At 57.1% G+C, this 21,653-nt stretch carries 14 protein-coding genes and 2 pseudogenes; 14 read left to right on the top strand and 2 right to left on the bottom strand.

Annotated features, from left to right (window positions below; all coding sequences use genetic code 11):
- The first annotated feature begins 11 nt into the window (after positions 1-11).
- Together ACHPFG_RS01665 and ACHPFG_RS01670 are read left to right on the top strand one after the other, a co-directional pair.
- A complete protein-coding gene (locus ACHPFG_RS01665) occupies positions 12-8,099 on the top strand; it encodes a DUF637 domain-containing protein (protein ID WP_431701439.1) in 8,088 nt (2,695 codons plus the stop codon).
- Positions 8,096-8,452 carry a hypothetical protein gene (locus ACHPFG_RS01670; protein WP_431701440.1) on the top strand — a complete coding sequence of 119 codons (357 nt, stop codon included), beginning with the start codon at positions 8,096-8,098 and terminating at the stop codon, positions 8,450-8,452. The genes ACHPFG_RS01665 and ACHPFG_RS01670 overlap by 4 nt, the downstream gene beginning before the upstream one ends.
- Before the next feature lie 418 nt (positions 8,453-8,870).
- Here ACHPFG_RS01670 and ACHPFG_RS01675 read toward each other — a convergent pair whose 3' ends face one another.
- Positions 8,871-9,140 (bottom strand): hypothetical protein, encoded by a 270-nt coding sequence (locus tag ACHPFG_RS01675; protein WP_431701441.1) that lies wholly within the window; start codon positions 9,138-9,140, stop codon positions 8,871-8,873.
- 272 nt (positions 9,141-9,412) lie between these two features.
- On the opposite strand from ACHPFG_RS01675, the pseudogene ACHPFG_RS01680 reads away from it, so the two are divergent.
- The 9 genes and pseudogenes from ACHPFG_RS01680 to ACHPFG_RS01720 form a co-directional block, all read left to right on the top strand.
- Positions 9,413-13,211: pseudogene (locus tag ACHPFG_RS01680) on the top strand (hemagglutinin repeat-containing protein); the annotation flags it as partial.
- 906 nt (positions 13,212-14,117) lie between these two features.
- A pseudogene (locus ACHPFG_RS01685) lies at positions 14,118-14,411 on the top strand (hypothetical protein); the annotation flags it as partial.
- Between the two features lie 5 nt (positions 14,412-14,416).
- Positions 14,417-15,031, top strand: a complete 615-nt coding sequence (locus tag ACHPFG_RS01690) for a hypothetical protein (protein WP_167656016.1) — start codon at positions 14,417-14,419, stop codon at positions 15,029-15,031.
- A 359-nt stretch (positions 15,032-15,390) separates the two neighbouring features.
- The gene (locus ACHPFG_RS01695) at positions 15,391-15,885 is read left to right on the top strand and encodes a hypothetical protein (RefSeq protein WP_139237781.1); all 495 of its coding nucleotides are present in this window, start codon (positions 15,391-15,393) and stop codon (positions 15,883-15,885) included.
- A gap of 89 nt (positions 15,886-15,974) precedes the next feature.
- Positions 15,975-16,193: a hypothetical protein gene (locus ACHPFG_RS01700; RefSeq protein WP_205885713.1), complete on the top strand. Its 219-nt coding sequence runs from the start codon at positions 15,975-15,977 to the stop codon at positions 16,191-16,193.
- 209 nt (positions 16,194-16,402) lie between these two features.
- The gene (locus ACHPFG_RS01705; protein ID WP_431701442.1) at positions 16,403-16,861 is read left to right on the top strand and encodes an SMI1/KNR4 family protein; all 459 of its coding nucleotides are present in this window, start codon (positions 16,403-16,405) and stop codon (positions 16,859-16,861) included.
- Between the two features lie 139 nt (positions 16,862-17,000).
- Positions 17,001-17,786 (top strand): signal peptidase I, encoded by a 786-nt coding sequence (gene lepB, locus ACHPFG_RS01710; protein WP_431701443.1) that lies wholly within the window; start codon positions 17,001-17,003, stop codon positions 17,784-17,786.
- The gene (locus tag ACHPFG_RS01715) at positions 17,783-18,199 is read left to right on the top strand and encodes a hypothetical protein (RefSeq protein ID WP_431701444.1); all 417 of its coding nucleotides are present in this window, start codon (positions 17,783-17,785) and stop codon (positions 18,197-18,199) included. Before lepB ends, ACHPFG_RS01715 begins: the two co-directional genes overlap by 4 nt.
- Positions 18,200-18,289: 90 nt before the next feature.
- Positions 18,290-18,724, top strand: coding sequence for an RDD family protein (locus ACHPFG_RS01720; RefSeq protein WP_431701445.1), 435 nt, complete (start codon positions 18,290-18,292; stop codon positions 18,722-18,724).
- A gap of 33 nt (positions 18,725-18,757) precedes the next feature.
- Here the strand turns inward: ACHPFG_RS01720 and ACHPFG_RS01725 are convergent, their stop codons facing one another.
- Positions 18,758-19,015: a hypothetical protein gene (locus ACHPFG_RS01725; RefSeq protein WP_145336111.1), complete on the bottom strand. Its 258-nt coding sequence runs from the start codon at positions 19,013-19,015 to the stop codon at positions 18,758-18,760.
- Positions 19,016-19,523: 508 nt separating this feature from the next.
- Between ACHPFG_RS01725 and ACHPFG_RS01730 the strand changes: the two genes are divergently transcribed.
- The 3 genes from ACHPFG_RS01730 to ACHPFG_RS01740 all read left to right on the top strand — a co-directional run bounded on the left by ACHPFG_RS01730 (position 19,524) and on the right by ACHPFG_RS01740 (position 21,626).
- Entirely contained in the window at positions 19,524-19,916 is a 393-nt protein-coding gene (locus ACHPFG_RS01730) for a DUF2846 domain-containing protein (RefSeq protein WP_205885720.1), read from the top strand.
- A 77-nt stretch (positions 19,917-19,993) separates the two neighbouring features.
- Positions 19,994-20,686 carry a hypothetical protein gene (locus ACHPFG_RS01735; RefSeq protein ID WP_167656011.1) on the top strand — a complete coding sequence of 231 codons (693 nt, stop codon included), beginning with the start codon at positions 19,994-19,996 and terminating at the stop codon, positions 20,684-20,686.
- A gap of 58 nt (positions 20,687-20,744) precedes the next feature.
- Complete coding sequence (locus tag ACHPFG_RS01740; protein ID WP_167656010.1) at positions 20,745-21,626, top strand: tetratricopeptide repeat protein; 882 nt, start codon at positions 20,745-20,747, stop codon at positions 21,624-21,626.
- The last annotated feature ends 27 nt before the right edge of the window (positions 21,627-21,653 follow it).

Raw genomic sequence — 21,653 nt, forward strand, 5'->3', positions numbered from 1 at the left:
AGAGTCTGAAAATGGATGTTCGCCAATTCGCCTTCCTGGCCCGCCAACCTTCTGCTGCCCTGAGGCCGCGAGACGCGTTCTTCGGTCTGCCCAAGCGCGGGCTGGTGCTGATCCTCGCCAACGCGCTGTTCTGGCAGCCTCTGCTGGCCCAGGCCGAAGGTATCGTGGTCGCCACCCCAGGCACCACGGTGGGCGCGGCGGGCAATGGCGTGCCGGTGGTGAACATCGCCACGCCCAACGGCGCAGGCGTGTCCCATAACCAGTACACGGACTACAACGTCGGCCCCAACGGCGTGATCCTCAACAACGCCAATAGCCCCATGGCCAACACCCAGCTTGGCGGCTATATCGTTGGCAACCCCAACCTCAAGGGCGGCGCCGCGAACGTCATCCTCAACGAAGTCACCGGCGCCAACCCCAGCCAGTTACGCGGTTACACCGAAGTGGCGGGGCAGTCGGCCAAGGTCATCGTCGCCAACCCGTACGGCATCACCTGCAGCGGTTGCGGCTTTATCAACACCCCGAACGTCACCCTCACCACCGGCAAACCGGTGCTCGACGCGGCCGGCCAACTCAAGAGCTACCAAGTCGACGGCGGCGCCGTGACCATCGACGGCCAGGGCCTGAACGCCAGCAGCGTCGACCGCTTCGAAATCATCACCCGCTCGGCCAAGATCAACGCGCAAATCAACGCGCGCCAGCTCACCGTGATTGCCGGGCGCAATGACGTTGACGCCCAAAGCCTGAAAACCACCGCGCGCGCCGACGACGGCAGCACCAAGCCGGAACTGGCCATCGACTCATCGGCCTTGGGCGGCATGTACGCCGGCGCGATCAAGCTGGTGGGCACCGAAGCCGGCGTGGGCGTGAAGCTCGACGGCACACTGGCGGCCAGTGGCGGTGATATTCAGTTGGACGCCAATGGTCGCTTGACCATGGCGCAGGCAGCGGCCACCGGTAACGTCACGGTCAATGCGCAGAATATCGACCTCACCGATAAGGTCTACGCCACCGGTAATGTGCAACTGACCAGCGCCCAGACGTTGGTCAACCGCAAGAGCGTGGCCGCCGGCCAACGCATCGACATCAATGCGGCCACGGTCAACAACCCCGGCATCATCGAAGCCGGCGTCGCCCCCGACAACACCCGCAATATCACCGGCGACCTGGTGATTAACGCGCAAACCGTCAACACCAACGGCAACCTGCTGGCCAGCCGCGCACTGGCGATCACCGCCGCGCAAGCGTTGACCAATCAGGGTGCGATCATCCAGGCCAAAACCGTCGACGTCAGCAGCGCCAAACTGACCAACCAGGGCGCTACCGCACGCCTGTTTGGCGAACAAAGCCTGGCGCTCAACTCGCCGGCCATCGTCAACCTCGGCGGCCTGATTCGTTTTGGTGACGGCCAGGCCGCAAGTCTCAACAGCGCCTCGCTGGATAACCGCCAGGGCCGCATCGAAATGGCCGGCGGCAGCCTGGTGCTCACCAGTGCCGACCTCAACAACAACGGCGGACAAATCATCGCCAACAACCTGACCGTGAATGCGGGCAGCCTCAACAACCAGAACGGCGTAGTGGTCGCTGGCGCCACCACCGTGAACGCCACTGACCTGGATAACAGCCTCAAGGGCCTGATCCAGGCCGACGCCGGCGCGCTCACCCTCAACGTCGCCAACGCCTTCAACAACAGCCAGGGGTTTGCCCAAGCCAGCACCGATCTGAACCTCAACGCCGGCAGCCTCAGCAGTAACGCCAATGGCGTGCTGAGCGCCGACACCGGCAAGCTCACCCTCGTGACTGCGCAACAGCTCAATAACGCACAGGGCCGTTTGCAGGCAGGCAAGGGCGATATTGAACTGCATGCCGCGAGCCTGGATAACCAGAGCGGCGTGATCGTCGGCAAGCAACTGTTGCTCGCCGCCAGTGACATCGACAACCGCGCCGGCACCGTGCTGGGCAACGCCGTCGATGTGACCGCTAAGACCCTCAACAACAGCGGTAAAGGCTCGTTGATCAGCGATGCCGGTGACGTGACGCTCAACATCAGCGACCTGCTGACCAATACCGGTGGCGCGATTGACGCTGGTGAACGCAGCGTGCTGGTCAAACAGCTCACCACCCTCAACAACAGCGGCGGCCTGCTGCGTGGCAAGCGCCTGGACATCACCGCGCAGCATCTGGACAACGATAACGGCCAACTGCTGGCCGGCAACCTTGGCCTGAACTACAGCGGCCAAGAGCTGAGCAACCGCAAAGGCCTGATCCTCAGCGGCGGCGCCCTCACCGAATTGACCACCGGCAGCCTGGACAACCAGGGCGGCACCGTGCAGGGCGATACCCTGACCGTCACCGCCGACTCGGTCGACAACGGCAGCGGCGGCCTGATGGCGAGCCTGATCGGCAATCTGCAACTGACCGTTGAAGCCCTGGCCAACCGCGGCGGCAAGCTGTTCGGCAAAGAGCAGGTGACCATCAGCGGCGGCGCCCTCGACAACAGTGCGGGCGGCCAGCTCAGCGGCAATCAGCTCAACCTCACGTCACGCGACACCTTGACCAACCGCGGCGGCCTGATCGAGGCCAACCAGGGCCTGACCGTCGGTGGCGGCAACCTCGACAACAGCGCGGGTGGTCAACTGCGCGCCTTGAAAGGGATCACCAGCAGCATCAACGTCAGCGGCGCAGTCAATAACCAGAATGGCATTCTGGAGTTTGGCAGCCAGAGCTTCAGCCTCGACGCCGCCAGCCTGAACAACCAGTCCGGCCAATTGCAGCACGCCGGCAGCGGCCTGATGCGCGTCCACACCGCCAGCCTCACCGGCAGCCAGGGCGATATCAACGGCATGGGCACAGCCGACTGGGCATTCGGCAAGGTCGATGGTCTGGGCCGTGTGCAACTCAACGAAGTCATCACCTATAAAAGCAGCCAGGCGCTGGCGCTGAAAGCCGGTGACCGCATGGCCAGCGGCAAGGGCCTGGTCATCGACGTGGCCAGCCTGGATAACGGCGGCGAACTGCTGAGCGACGGTGACCTGAGCATCACCACCGGCGACATGACCAACACCGGCCGCGTATCGGCCCTCCAAACGCTCACCGTTACAGCCAATAACCTGAGCCAGAACGGCGGCCGTCTGGCCGGCACCAGCACCCGTCTGAGCCTGACCGGCACCCTCGACAGCCTCGGTTTCCTCACTGCGCGTCAGCAACTGGATATCGCCGCGGCGCAGATCAATAACCGCGGCACCCTCGGAGCCCAGGGTGCGGTAAATCTCACTGCGGTCAACGGCATCACCAACGCGGCCGATTCGCTGCTGTTCAGCGGTGGCGACCTGACTCTGCGCGCCAATGGTTTCAGCAACCTCCATGGCGACGTCTACAGCAAAGGCGACTTGAGCTTCGCCGCGCGCGATGGCGGGCGTGCCGCGCTGTTCAGCAACCGTTCCGGCACCGTGGAAAGCGAAGGCTCAATCGGCATCAATGCGGGCTTTATCGAAAACGCCAAAGATGAATTCGAACTCGGGCAGACGCTAACCACCGGCAGCTTGAGTTGGATCTGTGGCCAGCACTGCGGCGAAAAAGACTGGTGGGAAAAAGGCATAATCACCATCTACGAGACGTACCTTGAGGCGGCGACCAAGGATTCGGCATCGGCGCGCCTGGTAGCTGGCAAAAACATGCTGCTGCAAGGCGACAATGTGCAGAATCGCTACAGCCTGATGGCTGCCAATGGCGACTTGAGTATTGCCGCCGGTGACCTGCTGAACCAGGGCGCTGGTACGCGCACGGGGCAGCGCAAGATTGTCATCAGCACGCCAGAACGCGTTTCCGACGATTTGTTTGAACGCATGCAATGGGTCGACGTTCCCGCTTTCAATGCGGCCACGGCGGCTGGGCATTTCGATAAGGCACGCTTCGAAGAACTGAAAAACCGCTCACCTAATAGCTTGCCTTTCGCTTACGCAAGCGACGTCACCACCTGGACCAACAACAGCGGCCCCGGCTACGACGCCACCCTGCAAGCTGGCGGCACGGTCAACCTCAATGTCACCCGCATCTTGCAAAACGGTACGCTGCACGACAACACCCTGGCCCAACTCACCGGACGCCTGGGCGATAACCAGACCGGCATCCCGGTCGGTGGCATCAACATCAACCTGAGCCAACACGCCAACAGCCCCGGCGCCCAGGCGCCTGGCAGCGTACTGCCGGTGGTTACCCCAGCAGCGGGTGGCGGTTTTGTACCCGTTGACTACACCGGCGTGGCCTTCGCCCCGGTCGACCCCACCACCGCGCCCAACTTCCAGTTGCCCAAGGGCGAGTACGGCCTGTTCGTCAAAAACGCCGACCCCACCAGCCACTACCTGATCGAAACCAACCCGGAATTTGCCAGCCTCACCGGCTTCTTCAGCTCCGACTACATGCTCGGCAAACTCAGCTTCACCAGCGACAACGCCTGGCGCCGCCTCGGTGATGGCCAATACGAAAGCCGCCTGATCCGCGACGCGGTGCTCGCGCAAACCGGCCAACGCTTCCTCGCCGGCGGCCTGACCAGCGACGCCGACCAGTTCCGCTACCTGATGGACAACGCCCTGGCCAGCAAGGACGCCCTGCGCTTGAGCCTCGGCGTGACGCTCACCCGCCAGCAGGTCGGCGCCCTGACCCACGACATCGTGTGGATGGAAAACCGCGTGGTCGACGGCCAGACCGTCCTCGTGCCGGTGCTCTACTTGGCCCAGGCGGAGTCGCGCAACGTGCGCGGCAACAGCCTGATCCAGGGCCGTGACCTCAACCTGTTCACTGGCGGCGACCTGATCAACGTCGGCACCCTGCGCGCCAGCAACAACCTCTCCGCCGCCGCCGGCGGCAGTCTCTACAACGGCGGCCTAATCGAAGCCGGCAACAACCTGACGCTGCTGGCCCAGGACAGCATTCGCAACGCCATGGCCGGTGAAATTCGCGGCAAGCAAGTGAGCATGAAAGCAGTCAGGGGTGACATCACCAACGACAGCACCGCTATCCAGGTCCGCGACGGCGTAGGCATGCGCACCCTCACGGACAATAGCTCCAGCCTCATCGTCGCTCGTGAAAACCTGGCCATGGATGCTGGCCGCGACCTCATCACCCGAGGCGCCCTGACAGGCGGCACCGACGTCACCTTAATCGCCGGCCGCGACATCAGCATCCTGCCTGTCAGCGACACCAGCGTGAAACACACCTTCAGCGACGGCGGGCAAAAATCCAGCATCACCACCGACGTCAAAAACCTCGCCGCCAGCGTCACGGCGGGCGGCAACCTCAATATGAAAGCCGGGCAGGACGTCAACATCATCGGCAGTAATGCCTCCGCCGGCAAAGACTTCAACATCGACGCCGGGCGCGATTTCAACGTGTCGTCGGTCAGCGATGTGCACAACGTCGAGGGCAAGGAAAAGCACGGCAAGAAACGCATCAAGACAGCGGACGAGCAGACCACCCAAGTGGCGAGTGTGCTGACGGCGGGTGGGGATTTTGTCAGCCAGGCTGGGCGTGACACCACGATCGTGGCGAGCAGGATCAGCGCGGGGAATGAGGCTTATCTGTATAGCGGGGATAAGTTGAGTTTGTTGGCGGCGCAGAACAGCACCTACAGCCTTTACGACATGAAGGAGAAGGGTGGCTGGGGCGCGAAGAAGACCAAGCGCGATGAGGTGACACGCGTTACGAATGTGGGGACTGAGATCAAGACTGGTGGTGATTTGTCCCTGGTCAGTGGCGGTGATCAGCTGTATCAGCGGGCCAAGCTTGAGAGTGGTAACGACCTGGCCATCACCAGTGGCGGTGCGGTGACGTTCGAGGCAGTCAAAGACCTGCACCAGGAGAGTCACGAGAAAAGCAAGGGTGACTTGGCTTGGACCAGCGCCAAGGGCAAGGGTAATACCGACGAGACGTTGCGTCAGAGTGAGTTGGTGGCGCAGGGCGAGCTGGCAATCAAGGCCGTGGACGGCTTGAAGATTGATATAAGGCAGGTTAACCAGAACACGGTAAGCCAGACCATCGACGCGATGGTCCAGGCGGACCCAAGCCTCGCCTGGATCAAGCAAATGGAGCAGCGTGGCGATGTTGACTGGCGCGAGGTCAAAGAGCTGCACGACAGCTTCAAATACAGTAATTCTGGCCTGGGCGCCGGCGCGCAAATTGTCATAGCGATCATTGTTACCTACTTCACGATGGGGGCAGCCAGCGGCGCAATCGCCGCCGCTGGGACGGGTACCTCGATGGCTGGGGCGACGGCTGCTGCCACAGCCACATCTGCCGCAGGCTGGGCCAACGCTGCGGGCAGCGTTGTGCTTGCCGGCATGGCCAGTAATGGTGCGATCAGTACGATCAATAACCGTGGCAATTTGGGCGCAGTGTTTAAGGACGTAACTTCCAGCGACGCGATGCGAGGCTATGTTGTATCGGGCGTTACTGCGGGGTTAACCGCAGGGTTCTACGACGACTGGACCAGCACTCAGACAGGCACTACTACTGCGCTGCCTAACTCGGGTGTGGTGACATCTGCTAGCCCATTGAGTACCTGGCAAGGTGTTGGTCAATTCACTGCGAATCAGGTTCTGCAAAACGGCACGTCGGCCATCCTGACTAAAGCGCTGGGAGGAGAGGCCAGTCTAGGGGATGCATTGCAAAGCAGCCTCGCCAATGCATTTGCTGCTTATGGCTTCAACATGATTGGTGACGTCTCCAAGAATCGGTTCGCCGACGGCGGTATCACCAAGATTGGGCTGCATGCGTTGATGGGCGGGCTGGCAGCTGAAGCCGCTGGCGGCGATTTCCGTACTGGTGCGTTGGCAGCAGGTGTGAACGAGGCATTGGTGGATAGCCTCGCTAAACAATACGCCAGCATGCCGGAGGATAAGAGAAAAGGTTTGCTGGTGATGAGCTCGCAGTTGATTGGTGTGCTTGCGGCGTCGGTGGACAGTGATGCTGACGGTGAGAGTTTGCAAACTGGAGCATGGGTGGCGGGCAGTTCGACACAGTACAACTACCTCAACCATGAAGAAAACCAAGAGCGCTGGGCTGCCAAGAAGAAATGCCAGGGAGGAGATAGTGCTGCGTGTGGGCGTGCTGACGCTCTGGATGTTCTAGATAAAAGTCGAGATTTGGCGCTAACCACAGCCTGCAGTGCGAATGGTGCAGGTGCTACCTGTCGTTCTTTACGGCGAGAAGCATCGGAGGCTGCTCGAAGCCTTGTGGTTGCAAGATTTGGCCCTGAGGCTAAAGAGCAGGCTAAGCAAATTGACCAGAATAAAGAGCTTGCGGCGTATTCCATTGAGGCGGAGCTTCGAAGCATTAAGCAAGTAGATAGCCCGATTGCGCTTGCTCAGACAAAGCGCCTGGCTGAGCAGCTCGCTGAATTTGGTTCAGACTTCATTCCGGTTTACGGCGATGCAAAGGGCTTCTATGAGGCTGAGGATCCGTTTGACTATGCCATGGCGAGTATTGGACTCATCCCGGGCGCTGGGGATGCGGCACAAAAAGTTTTAGGTAAGGCTAAAAAGCTGTATTTGGAAGGAAAGGTTGCTGAGTCTGCGGACTTGGTAGAAGAACTAGCAAAGAGCTTACCTTCAGGAGCAGGTCCTAAAAATCCACTTCTTGGTGATTCGCTACCCCGAAGCGGTGATCGTTTAGTTGTGAATCAAGGGCCCGTACCTACATGTGGTCACAACTCATGTGGTATGGTTTTGGATACCATGGGACATAAAGTAGACATAGGAAATCTGATTGAAAAGCTTCCACCCGGAAAAGACGGGATTTTCCCTCAGGACGTTGCAAGTTTGATGAAGTCTGAGGGCGTCAACACGGCAGTTTATGCAAGCCGTAACGTTGCTGATTTGGCAAGATACACAGCAAACGGAACGCCTGTTATTGTCCAAGTGGTGGATAAAGCAGCAGGTACCGGATTTTCCCATTTTGTTGTGGTCGACGGCATTACGACCAGAAATGGCATTTCTGTCGTAGCAATTCGTGATCCTCATGGTAAGCAGTATTTTAGCCCCGCGACTACTTTTGAAAAGAATTTTTCAGGTTATGTTGTTGTTCCAAAGGATGCTCTGAGATGAAATTAAGCATTAAGTTTCCCGAGAATTTGTTAACCCAAAGCCTGCTCGAGCAAAGGCTGATTCCTTGCATTTGCAAAATTGCAACGGAGTTTGAAATTGAATTTTTGGACCCTTTGCCAGAAGCTGCAGGAACCGTTCTGGAGTGGGATCGTGCACAACTTGAAAAAAGAGCGATAGGAGGGGTAGGTGGGCAATACTCTCACTATGCACACGGTCGGGTGTCGTTAAGAAAAGTTGATGCTGACATCTACCAAATATTAGATCTTGAAATGTTTTATAGGCTTTTTGGATGGTGCAGCATCTTGGAACATGGCAACTATGCGCCGCCGGGGAATTTTTGGGACGATGAATAAATTGGTGCAAAAGCGACGGGCGAAGTCGTGCACTCCTGTGCCTGTTGTTATTTCTGGTACTACTCGGACAGGTGTTGTTCGTACAAATGCCGCAGACTGGAGAGCACTGCGTGATAACTGGGATGACCTGTGGAAAAGGGGACGGATTTATTTAAATGGTCTGAGTTAAATAAATCTGTCTCGCATGGCATTGTCTCGACTGGCATTAGATGTCGACACAAAATGAGGATCGAAGGGTGCGGAAGGGGACGGATCTATTTGTATGGAACCGTTTTGGTGAGGAATCGAATGTAAGATATATATTTGTTTTTAGAGTTTATAAGGCTGGTATGAAAGAGCTCTTTAAAAATTTGGTTTTTATTTTTATCTGCTTGATATGTGTTAAGTAGGGCGGTTATCGATTAACCGCCCCCATTTTTTACGGAGTCTGCGTATTCAACTTTCGTCCAACCACGTCCAGCAAATCACACCCGTCCCGCAGCGGTATAGCCAGCAACAGCGCAAAATCATGCAGCACAATTGCATCACTGCTGATTTCCTCCCGAAACGCCAAGTTCTCCAAAAACTGCGTCACCGCGCGAATACGATACGCGGCGGCGTCATAGAGAACATCGAGAGGCGCTTGCGTGTCGATCAGCAGCGCGGGAATGGTTGAGTCGTGACCTGTTAATGGTATGTATCGGTTCATGTTTAAGCTCTCTACTTAAGTGATAAATGCCATCACTCAAACGTCGCCAAACGCATGGGTGACAGCTGTACGCAGGTTGGCGAACCGGCAGTAGAGAAAACCGGCAGACCCGAAGGTCTCCCGCGCACAGCCGTCATAAAACGACTTTGCAGGCGCGCAAGTGGCTGCAAAAAAGCCACCAGCTTGCGCATTCTCTACCGTCAGGTCGCCAAACCTGAATCGCCATGGGGACGACCGGCGGACTATAAGTCCTTGGCGTAAAAACGCGCAAGGCATCAAAAGGCCAACGCTTCCTCGCCGGCGGCCTTTACAGCGACGCCGACCAATTCCGCTACCTGATGGACAACTTCCTCGCCAGCAAAGACGCCCTGCGCCTGAGCCTCGGGGTATCCCCTCACCAACCAGCAAGTCGGCGCCCTGACCCACGACATCGTGTGGCTGGAAAACGCCACCGTCGCCGGCCAACAAGTGCTGGTGCCGGTGCTGTACCTGGCCCAGGCGAACAACCGCCTGGCACCCAACGGTGCATTGATTTCCGGCAGCGACGTCAGCCTGATCACTGGCAGCAACCTCAACAACGCCGGCACCTTGCGCGCTACCGGCAGCCTGCTGGCGAACGTCGGCGGCAACCTCACCAACAGTGGGTTGATGGAAGCCGGTGGGCGCCTCGACCTCCTCAGCGGCAACAACCTGACCAACCGCGCAGGCGGTGTGATCAGCGCAGGCAACGTCAACCTCGCCGCCGGGGCCGACCTGCTCAACGAACGCAGCGTCACCACCCACGAAAGCGCCAGCAACTACCGCACCGAACGCAGCGACTTCGTCGACAGCGCCGCGCGCATCGAATCGGCCAACGATTTGGCCATGCAGGCTGGCGGCAACGTCAACAACGTCGGCGGCGTGCTCAAGAGCGGTGCCGACACCACAGTCAAGGCGGCGGGCGACGTCAACATCACCGCTTCAAAAAGCCTCGACAGCGGCGCCATCGGCAACCGTTCCAGCTTCACCACCATCGCCCAACAGGGCTCTGTGGTCGACGCTGGCCGCGACTTGCATGTGATCGCCGGGCGCGACATCAGCGCCGTGGCCAGCCAGGTCAATGCCAAACGCGACGTCAACCTGATTGCCACCCGCGACCTCAACGCCATCGCGGCAGCCAACGAGCAACACTCCACGGGCAACACGAAAAAGGTCAAGAGCATCGAAGACCACGTGCAGCAAGTGTCCAGCGTCATCAAGGCCGGCGGCGACGCCACCCTGAGTGCCGGGCAGAACCTGCAACTGGTCGCCAGTCAGGTCAATGCCGGCAACGAGGCCTACCTGGTATCCGGTAAAAACCTCGAGCTCAAAGCCGCCGAAAATCAGGACTACAGCTTCTACAGCAAGACCAAGAAAACCTCCCAGGGCAAAAAATTCCGCCTCGACGAAACCGACGTCGTCAACAACGTTGGCAGCCTGGTCAGCGCGGGGACGAACAGCACAGTCGTCGCCGGTGCAGACCTGCTGCTGGCCGGCAGTGCCGTCACTGCTGAAAAAGGCGCCACGCAACTGGTGGCCGGCCAGGACGTGAACATCCTCGCCGTCAGCAACGCCGACAGCGCCCGTCACGAACGCAAGGAAAGCAAAAGCAGTTGGGGCGGCCTCAAGTCGAGCAAAGTCCAGGACAAAGTCGACGAAAAACGCACCACCGCCATGGGCAGCATGGTCTCCGGCGAAACCGTCACCGTCGCCGCCAAGCGCGATGCCACGGTCACCGGCTCGTCCCTGGTCAGCACCGGCGACCTCGCCGTCCAGGCCGGCCGCGACCTGACCATCGACGCGGCGCAAAACACCTTCGCCCGCACCGACATGCACAAGGAAAAAAATCGCGACCTCACCGGCGTGCTGACCGGCAACAAGCTCGGTCTGGACGACATGACCGGCAACCAGAAGCTGTACATCAACAGCTCGAAGCACAACGGCACGGCCAATGAAATGACCTTGACCGGCAGCACGATTGGCTCGAGCGCGGGCAATGTGTCGTTGACGGCGGGGCGTGAGTTGAAGGTGGTGGCCAGTGATCTGGTGAGCACCAAGAACATGGAGTTGAGTGGGGCTGATGTCACCGTTACTTCGGGGATGGAGACGGCCAGTCAGACCAGTAAGGACAGTTCCAAGAGCTTGGCGGTTGGGCGCGTGATCGCGGGCACCGTGGTCGACACCGCCAACAGCATCCGCGACGCAGCCGAGGCGGCGCGCAGCTCCGACGACCCGCGCCTCAAGGCCGTGAAGATCGCCCAGGCGGCGCTGTCGATGTACAACCTGAATAACCAGGCGGGCGATCTCGCTAAACAAAGTACTGGCTTCAAGGACAAGACCGGTGGCTCTGCTGGCAACGGGTCGCTGATCAAGATCGGTACCGAACTGGCCAACACCCGTACCAAAAGCAGCAGCGAATACACGGCGCAGACCGCTCACCAGAGCAACCTCAACGCCGGGGGCAAACTGTCGATCATCGCTGCGGGCGACGCGCCGGGCACTGTGGGTGACTTGACGATTACCGGCAGTACGTTGAAAGCCGACAGCACGTTGCTGTCCGCGAAAAACAACATCCTGATGCAAAGCGCACAGAACACCACCGACCGCAAAAACGACGGTTCACGCAACAGGACCGCTACCGGTGCCAGCTTCAACATAGGCGAGCAAAACGGTTTCACCATCGACCTCGGTGCACAAACCGCCAAGAACCTTGGCTCGGGTGGCTCGGTTACCCAGGTCAACACCACGTTGGACACCGGGTCGCTGGTGCTGCGCAGCGGCCAGGACACCAGCCTGATCGGGGCGCAGGTACGCGCTGAGCGTATCGATGCCAACATCGGCGGCAACCTCAACATCCTGTCGCGCCAAGACACCGAAACGTCCAAGAGCAAGCAGAACAGCGCGGGCTTCGGTGCGAGCATCTGCATTCCGCCGATCTGTTATGGCTCCCCGGTAACCGCGTCGGCGAACCTGGCGGCTTCGAAGATGAACAGCGACTACCAGGCGGTTACCGACCAGAGCGGCTTTTTTGCCGGTAAGGGTGGCTACACCATCGATGTGGCCAAAAACACCACCCTGCAAGGTGCGGTGATTGCCAGCGAGGCTGCGGCCGACAGGAACCTGCTGCTCACCGATCGGTTGCTGGTCAGTGACATCAAGAACAAGAGCGAGATCAAGAGCCAATCGGCCGGCGTCAGCGTCTCCGGTTCCTACAGTAGCGGCGCGAGTACCCTCACGCCGGGTGCCTTGTATGGAATGTCGCTGAACGATTCGGACCACAGCTACACGCGCAGTGCCGTCAGCGAAGGCACGATCGTGGTGCGTAACCCTGAGGGTACGGGTGACCTGGTTGGCCTTAACCGCGACACCGCCAACGCCAACCAACGTCTCGACAAGCCTGATGAAAAGGCCATGCAGGAACGCATGGATCTGATCAAGAGTTCGATGGAGTTGACCAAAGGGATTGGCGACGCCATTGCTGCATCGAGAATCAAAGCGGCTAACGACCCCAACAGTGAAGTCAGCAAGGCGGCGAGAGAGAAACTCGTGGCGAATGGGGTTGCCAACCCGACGCCAGCTCAGATCAGCCAGCAAGCCCAGCAGGATTATGGCGTTGGCAGCAGCTTCCAGAAGGCCAGCCAGGCGGTGACTGCCGTGGTGCAAGCGGCGATGGGGGGCAGCGTTGGTGGTGCGTTGGCAGGGGCGGCGGCGCCGTATCTGGCGCAAACGGTCAAGCAGATGACCGAGGGCGACCCGAACGCCAACTTGATGGCTCACGCCGTGCTGGGTGCGGTGTTGGCGCGGGCCGGTGGTAACTCCGCGCTGGCAGGGGCAGCCGGGGCCGTGGTGGCGGAGAAAACCGCACAGCTGATCAAAGAAAGTCTGTATGGCGGAGTCAGTAACGAAAACCTGTCCGAAGCGCAAAAGCAGACAATTTCCAGTCTCTCGACCCTGGCGGCTGGGCTCTCCGGATCGTTGGTTGGCAAGGACGCGCTGAATGCGGTGGCAGCCGCGCAGGTTGGGAAGAATGCGGTTGAAAATAACCTTTTGAGTCCAGCCAACGAATCTTTGCTTCAAAAGGCTCGCGATGCGATCAAACGCAACAAGTACACCTCCGAGGACGCAAAGACGCTGATTGCGCTCGATCAACAAGATCAGATTTCAGATGCTTTGGTTGAGCGCCTGCGCCGCAACCCAGACTCGATGTCGGCTGCCGATAAAGCCGCGGCGCAGGCGTATCTCGCGGATTACGCAAACGCACTCGTTGTGGCGTACGGGAAGGATGAGGCAGCTCGTCGCATCTACGCGCTTATGCGACCCGGTCCTCTGCGGCAAAGCAACGATGTGGCGTACGCAGCTGGGAATTCCATCAAAGACGCTTCCCTGGAACGGCTCTATCCCGGCGATCTGTCGGCGCAGATGAACCGCTCTCCTAGCGAAAACGAACAGCTTTACCGCGAAGCGCAACATATATGGCGCTTCGAACAGAACTATCAGGCAGAAGCTGCAGTTGGCACTCCTGCCTTGTATGCATTGGGCGGGTCGGTAGGCTTGGCAATACGGTTGGTGACTGCTGAAAGTGGGATATTGCAGATCACTTATGGTGGAGTACAGGCCAGCAACGGTGATGCGGGTGACGGTACCAAGAACATTTTTCTTGGGCTTTTGAACGCGTCGGCTGCGGGGTTGCCAAGTTTGTTTAAGGGACAGTCAGTCGCTGGCAGCACGAAGGTGACGATACCCAAAAATGAGAGCGTGGTTGGGGCAATACCCGACGCAGAGCTCGGCATTCTGGTTGATAGAAACGTTCTGCAAGCAGGCCCAAATTTCGCCAAGGGTAGCCTTGGTGCTGAAGGTGTTTTTCTTCCTCCTCAGGTAGTAGGTAGCCCTTATTTCATTCGAATCGATCCCATTAAAGGTCAAGGGCCGATGGCGATTGACTCATCTTTATTTACGTCCGGTCCAAAAACGATGGATGGAGGCGTTCGGAACTCCAAACAATTCTGGGCGGAGTGGAAAAATAACTACGGTGATACCCTTAGTCCACAAAACTTACTCCGTATTGAGGCAAAGCAGTCTCCAGTGGTCGATCAGCATTGGGTGGATAAATTTCCGGAACATCAGTCTTTTCTTGATGAAACCATTATTCACCACCATTTGGACTATGGTAAAAACGCGATTCCGCTCCCTAGCTCGGTTCATAGTAAGCAACCGGGATGGGGTATTTGGCATCCCGAACATTCAGGTCAATAGGTCACGTGATGATTAATGATTTAGATGGACTAATAAAATATTCCGAAAAAATGGCTGCCAGGTTTTCCGTCATTGCCTCAGAAATAAAGCTGTGTTCTCCTGGTTACTCAAAGAATTATTTGTCCTCGCTGAGGGAGGATGGACAACATTTTCCTGATGACTATCTGGTGTTGCTTGAGCGCGTGCAAGTGCTCGGCGTTTCAATCGGCCAATTGAATTTATGGCCAGTACCTTACGGGCGGCGCGAGTTATCGTCAGTCCTGATAGAGGCAAACAGAAGCCCTGAAAATCCATGGCTTACATTTTACAATGATAACGAAATTGTTGAGGTTGCACGTTGGGAAGCCAATATTATTTGTTTAGGGCGAAAAGACTCCAGTAATAACAGCAGGGCCTACTTCTTGGATATAAGTTCTGGTCATAAATTGAGTTTGCGGCCAATGGCAGACTCTTTTGAACAACTGATTATCGTCGCGGGCAATTTGCATGAGGTCTCAATGGATTATGAGGAAGAACCAGAATCCGGCGTGCAGGAGTTTTCTTTGCGCTTAGTGACTCTTGGAATTAAGGCGGATGCTTCCGCTTTATGGCTTGAGCTGTTGAATGAGGCACTTTACTAACGGAAAGTCGCCCGTCGGTGTCTTTTTCTAGTTGATAGGTCGAGAAATCAGAAGTCGGGGGGCAGACCACATTTTTATAAAGTTTCCAAATAAGCGGGAAAATTTTCTTGGTGGCGTGGCGGGCGTAATTACTGTAGTTATTGATGCTCTTTAAAAATCCATTTTTTTGGATTATTTTTCGTGATTTTTATATGCGGCTATGCTTAAGTCTCTGAAATTTTAAGGGGTTAATGTTGGAATAGGGATCAGGCCACGATTAGTGCACCAATGTATATTGGCGGTTTGCCCCCTATTTCTGCTGCGGTACGGCAGAGTGTATTTCATCGGGTGCCAATATCGATCTGGTTGATGCCAATACGTTGAAATGGATAAAAGCGGCCGATGCCAAGATAGTCTCCGATGTTGGAACGGCCATGGGTGGCATAGCAGTATTCACGACGGGAGGCGCAGCCGCTGTAAAGGTATTCCTGTCAGTGAGGCTGCGAGAGTATCCAATGCACTGGGTGTTGCTAAAGTCTGAGATGAACTGGCCGAAAGGGATATTGGTGCTTTCAAGGGAAATTAGTATGAAGTCGGCTTTGTACAAATACCGGTATCTATTGGGGGCATTGTTGTTGATCGCCGCGTTACTCAATTGTTTTCTTCGTTTTTGGGGCGATGCAAGGCCATTTTTCAGCGCTCTGATGCTTCAGTTGTGGTTTGGGCAAGCTGTGTTTGCATATCTGAGAGGCGGCTGGATCTCTATAGGTCCAGGTGGTTTAGGCAAAGATGCAAGCCCTGTGGGGCGGGCATCACTGGCGTGCGTGTCTTTTGTTATTTATTTGTTGGGGTTTGTATTGGAATTTAGTCAATGAAAATAGGGGGCAGACCACGGTTACATTAATGGTGGTTTGACCTCTATTTCCCTGCTTCTAACAATCATGTTCCCTATGCAGACTAAAATATGAATATGTCTATCGTTCGGAAGGGTGTTGTTGTCACTGGCGAATATTCTGGCTGGGAAATTGTTGTTGCGGACGACCGTGATGGCGATACTGGTGGGTATTATCTTTACTTGAAAAAAGGTGATATTGAAGGGTTTGAATATTGGTTCGAGCGTGAGGCAGGTCTTCAGGCTCAGTTAGTTGATTTTGAGGTGAAGTGGATAGTTTTACAAGTTTAATTCGCATGGCTTTTAATTTACCTTTGGCACGAAATTGGGGTCCCGAAATCGGAATCAGACCACGCTTTAATGATGGTCTGAGCCCTATTTCCCCTGTTTCAGTTCCTACGGATTTGAATGCAAAAACTTTGACAAAGCAGGCCAAAGAATTTAACTCTTCTCAGTCGGATTGTTGGACGTTGCGGGCTCGGAGCGGGGAGTAATTAGGCGTGGATTATTCGAGAATAATTAATCTTATTGGAGAGTCGGAATTCGTTGAGTTTTCTGATTATGGTGACGGGATTGCTGATGAGTGGATTTATAAAGCTGAAACTCGTCTTGGGTTGAAACTGCCTGATAGCTATAAATGGTGGCTGAAGTGTTATTCTGGCGGGGAAATATCTGGGGAGGAGATTTATAGTATTTGCGAAATGGATTTTGACAGTGTAAATGGTGGTGATATCGTTTATATGTCAATCGTTAACGGTCGAAATGGGTTGTGTGGGAAGGAGAGGCTATTTATCTGTGAAGCGCCGGGGACAGGGGGATCATTTTATTTTGCCACGGACGATGGTCTTAATGATGGGGAGTATCCTGTTTATAGGCTTGATCTTTCTAATCAAGCTTCTAGTGTGTACGCGAAAAATTTTATCGATTTCTTAGAAAAAAGAATAATGGCTTACAGTTGATTAATGATTATGGAGAAAGGGAAATCAGGGGCAGACCACCGTCACAATCCTTAGCCAGTTAACAGCGATTAAAGGTTATGTGGATTGGCGAGCCCAGCAGTAATATGCGCGGCGCCAGCATTTGCATTAAGGACGATCAATGAAACCCGCAAAATTCTCCCTCCAGGCCTTCCTGATGGCCTGCCTCATCCCCGGCTGGGGTTTGGTGTATGTAGGCCGCACGCAGTGGGGTATCCGGGTCGCAGCGTTGTTGCTCGGCGGGGTCGCGCTGATGGGCGCCTTGGGGTTGGTCACTACGCCCCTTGGGCTGTATGCATTCTTCGCTTTCGTCATCACGGTCAAACTGACCTCTGCCATCGTGTCCGCCGTGTTGGCCCGTCGCTACAGCGGTCCGCCCAATGTGCCGCGTAAACGCTTCCACGCTCTTTACGTCGGCGTGGTGGTGATCCTGGTGCTGACGCTGGACGTCTTTCGGGTGCCGTGGTTGGGCTTCAAAAACTATTACATTCCATCGGGGTCGATGGTTCCGACGTTGTCGATTGGCGACTACATCATGTCGGACCTGCGGGCTGGCGTGCCCAAAGTGGGGGATATCGTGGTGTATCGCTGGAATGGCACCGAGGCGGTCAAACGGGTGGCGGGAATCGGTGGTGACACTCTGGCCATCGTCAATGGCGAGGTTATCCGCAACGGTGAGAACCTGGGTTTGTTTCACGCACCGGCTGAGCGCGTCAAAAAGGACTACTCCCTTGAGTTGGCGCCACTCCAGGTAGCGCCGGGGCATGTGTACCTGTTGGGCGACAACCGTGATGTCAGCAACGACAGCCGCTTCATGGGCCAGGTTGCGCTTGAGGATGTGGTGGGCAAGGTCACCGGCATCTGGTTCTCGAATGAACGAGCGCGTATCGGGACGACGTTTCCATGAGCCTTTCGAGTATCGGCTGTCGGATCGCCCAGTGGCTGTGCCTGCTGCTGATGTGCGTCAGCGCCATCGCGTTCATGCTGGCCTGGGCCTACCTCTATCGTGATTCGTCTTGGTTGGGCACGGCCGCGGCGGGTTTCGTCTGGGGTGGGATCGGGTTGTTGTTCGCGTGTGTGTTTGAACGGTCTCGAACCGCCGCCGCCACGCTGCGATTCATGCTGACTCGGACATCGGCGTTGCTGGTGGTTGCGGCCGGGGTGGCCTATCTGGTTGGCCTGCTGTGGGTCGGGCCGGAGCAGGACTTTATGGACGCTCAGTTAAAGGGCGCGTCGTGCGGTAAGTACACGGGCACGATTGAGAAAGGGTGGGAGCAAATCTGCGCCCGTTCACATTCAGAACAGCCACAAATGCCATGAGGTTAAAGCCACCGCGTATGGACGCGAGCGGGCATGTACAACGTGTGCCGGCCTCAATGACATCTCTTCGACTTTTGGATAAATGACGGTATGAGCGAATCAGTATCGGCCGCAGGCACCTGGAACCTCGCCAGCCCAGGCAAGCGCCTGCTCGGCTATTTCATCGATATGGCCGTGGTGCTTTTCCTGCTGTTTTTGAACCGAAACCTGGACTACGCCTATTTCTATCTGGGCTCTGCAGGAGGCCCGGCATTGTTTGATGCCCTCCACTATGTGCTGCTGTTTTCAGCCTTCGGGTACTACTTGTTTTGCGATGCCTTGCCCAATGGCCAGAGCCTGGGCAAGCGGGTGTGCCGCACGGCGGTAGTGGGTTATCCGTACCCCATGAACTGCACGTTGTTCCAGTCGTTCCTGCGCAATGTTCCGAAGATGGTGTTCAGTGTGCTGGACGGTCTTTTTGTACTGTTCGGCCTGCGTCGTCGCTTGGGCGATATGTTGGCCAAGACGATCGTCGTCAATACCTGAGCAGGGCGGCCTGGACGGGCCGCCCGGTTTAACTCAAGACGGGTTGGCGTTCAGCCTGCGACTGATCACATCCAACAAATCACAGCCGTCACGCAACGGAATCGCCAGCAGATGGGCAAAGTCCTGCAGCACCACGGCATCGCTGCTGAGCTGATCGCGGAAGGCCAGGTTTTCCAGGAGTTGGGTGACGGCTTGGATGCGGTGCACGGCGGCGTCGTGGAGGACGTCGAGGGGGGCTTGGGTGTCGATGAGCAGGGCGGGGACGGTGCAGTCGTGGCCGGTCAGGGGCATGTAACGGTTCATAATTGGCACTCTGTTAAGTGGTTGAGACCACCACTCAATCGTCGCCAAACGAATGGGTGGCAGCTGTACGCAGGTTGGCGAACCGGCAACAGAGTAAACCGGCAGACCCGAAGGTCTCCCGCGCACAGCCGCCATAAAAGGCACGGCTTTGCGGGTGCAAAAACACCTGCATGAAAGCGGATTGCTTTTGCACTCTGTTGTCAGGTCGCCAAACCTGATCGCCATTTGGACGACGGCCGGACTATAAGCCCCTCACCCAAAACCGCGCAAGGCATCAGGGTGGTGGCACAATGCCTCATGCAATGCCATTCGCTGCCGACATATTGGCGATGCCCAGGCGCATCAAAAATCTGAATCGGCCTTCGCCGACATTTTCGAAACCGCCCCACCGCTACCCACAAGGAAGAAATACATGATCAAGTTGTTCTGCAAAGCTGCTGTCCTTCTGTCCCTGGCCACACTGTTTGGCTGTTCTTCGACGCCGTCGGTGGAGAAGATGCAGGCTGACGTGGCAAGCTATTCGCTGCCCAAGGCTGCTGTGGCCGATAAAGGCTTGGTGTATGTCGTACGCCCTAGCAACGTCGGGATGCTGGTACGGTTCAACGTGTTCCTGGATGACAAGGAAGCCGACTCGGAGATGGGTTACAACCGCGGTAACCAGTACATCTATTTTTTCGTGACGCCGGGCAAGCACGTGATCAGCTCCAAGGCTGAAAACTGGGCGGACCTGCCTATCGACGTCAAGGCCGGTGAGGTGGTTTACCTCAAGCAGGAAGTCGAAATGGGCTTCGCCGTGGCGCGCAACAGTCTCAAAGTGCTGAGCGATCTGGAAGGCCGTTATCTGGTCAAGGATGCGTCCTTGGGCACTATTGCCAAAGAAAGCAAATGAGTTAACGCGTTGGGTGCCGGCCGAGCCAGAGGCTCTGCCGGCAGTCGCTGTACACCTGCAAACATTAAAGGACTGACGTGAAAAACCTCCTCTTCATCCTCCTCACCACCCTCATCCTCGGCGGTTGCGTCAGTCACCCCCTGACGCCCGAAAACCGCGCGCAGATCAAGACCGTAAAAGTCCTGCCCGTGAAGTGGGAAAAGAACATGGTGTATTTAGGCCGTGAGCAAGCCTGGGGCGCGGCCCTGGGGGCCGGGCTTGGTGCGGGTGTTGGCATGGCCAGCGGTGCATCCAAGGTGGGCACCGCGGCGTTGACCGGTGCCGGTTTTGCGGGCGGCATGAAGCTCGGACAGTTGGCCGAGATGCCGACGCCCGTGGCGATTCTGACGGTGATGGAGGCGGAAAAAATCGATCTAGGCGTGCTGCTCAAGCAGGGCTTTATCGACGCGCTGGGCAAGACCTCAACGCTCAAGGTGGTGGGCGACGATGAACCCGCCGATGCGCAGATCCAGCTGACCGTGGCCGAGTGGGGCTTTCGCCTGACTCAAGGTTTCAGCAGTGTGATTTATCCCACCCTCAACGTGCTGGCGCAGATGAATCGCGGTGATGAAATGGTCTGGCGCACCAGCGAGGCGGTCACGCCGTTCAATGGCCAGAATGTCTACGGCTACACGCCGCTCACCTATCGCACCGACCCCGAGGCATTGCGCCGGGCGCTCACGGGTATTACGCAGATCTCCAGTGGGTATTTGGTGAAAGAACTCAAGTAAGCCTGCGAGTGCGTGAATACCGGGCTGCCCCTATTTTCCGACTCCACGGATGCATCATATGAAAAAGGCAATTGTTGTACTGGCAATCACGGGCCTCGTCGCAGGGTGTCAAGCTTCCGGGCCACCAAGCTCCTTTGAGCAGAGTCTGGCCAACGTTCAGTGCATGCTATCTGAAGGCGCGAAAAGCCTCACAGCAGATCAGGTTCAGTCCATTCGTAAAGCCAGCGATAACGGCAACGTGCGCTGTAAGACCGCGCTCGGTAGTTTGTACGAATCCGGTCGTGGCGGCGTGCCACAGGATTTTGCCAAGGCCAGATCGCTCTATGAGTCCGTCGCTGCCGTGGATGGCGTCGGTTACGAGAGACTGGCGCGCATGGCCGAGGAGGGCCACGGGCAAGTGCGCAATGATGTGGAGGCGCGACGGCTTTATCAGTTGGCGCTGACCAACAGTGACAGCGATAAAAGTAAACTTGCCTTGGCCAGATTGATGGAAGAGGGCCGCGGTGGGCCGCAGGATCTGTTCGGGGCAATGATGTATTACGTGGAGGCCAGCCAGCATGCCGGCGATGTCGCGTGGAAGGGCCTTCAGCGCATTCGCGCTCAAGGGCCGGTGCTGACGCCTGAACAGACACAGCGCTACAACGATGCCTGGGGTGACACCAGCCGCAAGAGCCTCAATCGTACGGCACTGGACATCGAGATTGCCTTGAACAAGCAAATCCAGCGCGGTAGTGCGAGCAAGCCGGTGACGCTGCAAGTGCAAGGCAAATCGGGTTCGAATGTGCCGCAAATCGTACTGATCGAAAGCTCGGGCAACGCTGAGGTAGACCAGGCCGTAGTCACCGCATTCGGTAAATACCGCATTCCTGCCGCGCCGCTATTGCAGGCAGGCCAGGATTCCTGGTCGTCCGAGCGGTCTCTCAAGGTTGGTTTGAATTGAAGTGCAGGAGCCCTATGCCATGGGCCG

This window comes from Pseudomonas sp. BR20 (genome assembly GCF_050780135.1).
GTDB lineage: Bacteria > Pseudomonadota > Gammaproteobacteria > Pseudomonadales > Pseudomonadaceae > Aquipseudomonas.